1 protein-coding gene and 1 pseudogene are annotated in these 3,932 nt (G+C 57.1%); both read left to right on the plus strand.

Features of this window, described 5'->3' with window-relative positions; all coding sequences use genetic code 11:
* Nucleotides 1–732 (plus strand): SDR family oxidoreductase (locus ACWNCF_RS00160; RefSeq protein ID WP_449405598.1); only part of this gene is annotated, 732 nt, incomplete at its 5' end.
* A gap of 1,206 nt (nucleotides 733–1,938) precedes the next feature.
* A pseudogene (ltrA, locus tag ACWNCF_RS00165) lies at nucleotides 1,939–3,642 on the plus strand (group II intron reverse transcriptase/maturase).
* Nucleotides 3,643–3,932 lie beyond the last annotated feature (290 nt).

Here is a 3,932-nt window from a genome sequence, read left to right on the forward strand (position 1 = left end):
TCCAGCTGGGGCCAGAACTTGCCGCTCGAAGCGGCTCACAGTCGTCGAGCGCCAGGTCGCGGAACGTGCCCGCGCCGGCCGCGCCGCGTCGCGCAACTGGGCGACCAGCGTGACCGTGACGGGGCGCGATGCCGCCAAGGCGCCGCCCTCGACGTGCCCGGCGTACGCTTCGCCCAGCTCGACGCCGCCCCGGCGCGCGCAGTGCGACGCGTTCTTTGCCGACCACCCGGTCCGTTCGATCACCTGGTCGTGTGCGCGTCCGGCGCGGCCGGCGCGGGCACGTTCCGCGACCTGGCGCTCGACGAGCTGCAAGCCGGCTTCGACGGCAAGTTCTGGCCCCAGCTAAACGCCTTGCAGGCCAGCCTGTCCGGCATCGCGGCCGGCGGTTCCGCGACGCTGGTCGGCGCCATCTCCGCCCGCGCCCAGCAGCCGGGGACGGCGGGCCTGGCCGCCATCAACGGGGCGCTGGAGGCGATGCTGCCCATCCTGGCGTCGGAATTGCGGCCGCTGCGCGTCAATATGGTGGCGCCGGGCGTGATCGATACCCCATGGTGGCACCGCGTGCCGGACGCGCAGCGCAGCCGCCTGTTCGAGGAAATGGGCGCCGCCGTGCCCGCCGGCCGCGTCGGCACGGCGGCGGACGTGGCCGACGTCATCGTCATGCTGGCCGGCAATACCTTTATCACCGGCAGCGTGATCGACGTCGACGGCGGCTGGGAGCTGCGCCGCTGAGCGCGGCGCCCGACCGTTTCCCGCCCACGACAGAAATCGAGCCGGCCGAGGCGGGAGCGGCAAGGGTGGCTTACAATAGCGGTTTGCGTGCGACACGTTGTCGCGATCGCCGCCTTTGCGGCAGCAATTTGAAGCTGTACCCATCTGAAAGCCAATCGGTAAGTCCTTGATTTTGTTAATAAAATCTCTAAGGACTGGCATCTAAACACCGAGGGCTCCCAAGTTGCGCCCGCAATTCTGGGATAAAAATCAAACAATCACGTTGCTAAAAGTTCGGGTCTAACTCGTCTGGAACAGTGTCTTTTACTGCTCCGGACCGCGCTAAACCGATCCACATCCTCTAAAGGGTTCGCAATGTGTTGTTTCTCTGCGACAAGTTATGAAGAAATTTAAACAAATCCAGAGCCTCTGAACTCCTCACCGAGGGATACAAGACGAAGGCAATCTTTGTCGTGTTCAAAGATGGAACAACAAGATCGTGCAAGTTCTGCGATGCCTTGTCACGCCCCAATCCGTTCTCTGGACGGTAAGGGGACCGTGACCAGGTGTACGACCACCTGCCACCTAATTGGACATGCGTTTCCGGTAACGGAAAGGTGTGAAGCTCCGATGACAATGTACCCCCGGTAAAACGGCGTTCTACCACGCGAGTGTTGGAGCGGAAACTGCTAGCAGAAAAGCGGTAAGGGGCTAGGTGAGGCTGCATGGGTAACGTAACGTGAACTGACGGTTGAACCCTCGTGACTATTGACAGGCCCAATCTGCTGGCGGCCTGAACCAAAAGGTGTGTGGTTGGATGTCCCCGTGCAAACTGGGGACACGTCGTCCTTGAACCACCGGGGGATAGTCAGACCCTAAACAGCCATGTGCGGCGCAGTAAGGCCGTGCCGGTATCGCAGGGAACGTGGTAAGCCCGACTCGCCGCCTATCTAGATTTCTGGAGATAGGCAAGCAACCCGCAAGGGGAGTCCTTGGCGGAGCGGGTATGGGAAGATGGAAAAAGCGAACGCCGATCTGTAATGGATCGGATAGGGATTCAAAATTTGTCCTAACGTGAAAGCGTGCAGACTTCCATCAGGTGTAATAGTCGCTGGCGACTACATAGACGACAAGTAGTTCCATTTTTAACAACCCCGAAGGGATGTAGTTATTCCCTTCGGGGGAGAACTGCGCCCTCGGCGGGTAAAACTACGACGAGGCTCAGCAATGAAAGTAATCGAAAGCAGTGCAATCGGTTCTGCGTCCTCGGACGTTCCCACCGAATGGGCCACCATCGACTGGCGGCGCGTTCAAAAGAATGTAAGAGTCATGCAGATCCGTCTAACGAAGGCGACACAGGAAGGCAATTGGCGCAGGGTGAAATCCCTACAACGGTGGCTGACCCGCTCGTTTAGTGCGAAAGCGCTGGCAGTCAAACGAGTGACAGAGAATCAAGGCAAGCGCACCGCAGGTGTGGACCAGCAGTTATGGGATACACCGTCGCAGAAGTTTGCGGCAATTGCGCAGTTGGAGAAGCGCCGATATCGGCCCCAGCCATTACGAAGGGTCTATATACCGAAGTCGAATGGAAAGGAACGCCCACTGGGGTATCCCGACCATGAAGGATCGGGCCATGCAAGCGTTGCATCTGCTGGCGCTCGATCCGGTACTCGAAACCGGGAGCGATCCGAACTCGTACGGGTTTCGGAAGAATCGCTCGACAGCAGACGCGATGTCTCAAATCTTTCGCCGGTTGTGCCAAGAAACGTCGGCACGGTGGGTGTTGGATGCGGACATTGAGGGCTTCTTCGACAACATCAACCACGACTGGCTGATCGATAACGTTCGCATGGACAAGACGATCCTTCGGAAGTGGTTGAAATCCGGAGTAGTAGACCTGACGCAGTTGTTGGCAACCACAGCGGGAACGCCGCAGGGTGGCATCATCAGCCCTGCGTTGGCAAACTGGACGCTCAATGGATTAGAAGCGGGGCTGGTAAAACACCTCGGTTCAACATTCGGAAAATCGAAGTTCGAAAAGCTGAAAGTCGGTGTCGTGAGATACGCGGATGATTTCATAGTGACCGGCGGTTCGGAAGAACTGTTGAAAACAGAAATCCAGTCTTGGATCGAAACCTTCCTAGCAACTCGGGGATTGCGTCTTTCCCAGACGAAGACCAAGATCGTGCATATCGACCAAGGCTTTGACTTCCTAGGGTGGAATTTCCGGAAATATCAGGGAAAACTGCTCATTAAGCCAAGTAAAAGAACGCAAACGCGTTCTATGAAAAGTTGAGGAAGGCGATCGGAGAACGTCTAATGGTAAAGCAAGAGGATCTGATCCGAATGCTGAACCCAATGTTACGAGGCTGGGCGCAATACCACAGTCCCGTAGTTGCCAAGCAGGCATTCTCGCGCATGGAGTCGTTGCTGACCTGGCGGCTCCTGCGGTGGGCCAAGCGCAGACATCCCAGCAAGAACCTCGGTTGGATTCGCAAGAAGTATTGGCGAACGGTCGGGGATCGGAACTGGGTGTTTGCTGCGGACGTCGTGGCAAAGGATGGTAACAAGGAGGTGATGGAACTGTACTCGCTCGCCGGGACACCCATCGAGCGCCACAAGAAAATCAAGGGAGAATTTCACCCCTACGATCCGCAATGGGAAGAGTACGGCGAAGACCTGCGACAGGAACGTATGTTGAAGAACATGCGCTACCGAAAGCAGTTTGCAACGTTGTACATGGAACAACGCGGCTTGTGTGCATTGTGTGGATACGAGATGGACATGGAGACCGGATGGCATGACCATCACATAGTTTACCGTGTCGCCGGCGGCAGCGATGCCCTCGGAAATCGCGTATTATTGCACCCTAACTGTCACTCTCAACTGCATCGCCTTGGTTTGCAAGTTGTGAAACCGGCTCCTGTTTAGGAGCTTTTATTATGCTTGAGCCGTGTGCGATGAAAGTCGCACGCACGGTTCTTAGGGGGGAGGGGTTCTGGTAACAGGCCCTTCCTACCCTCCACGTCAACCGAACACGCAACAATGTCCTCCAATAACGCTCCCGTCGTCACCGAATCGTCGTACCTGACCCTGCCACCGCTCGTGCATTGCCCGCTCGCACGGCATGGTCTTCGCCACGGACCAGGCGCTGGAATCATCCAACTAATGCCTTCCGATTTGAACCTTAGCAATACGTAACTGAACGAAGTAAAAAAAAA

Source organism: Massilia phosphatilytica (genome assembly GCF_977014125.1).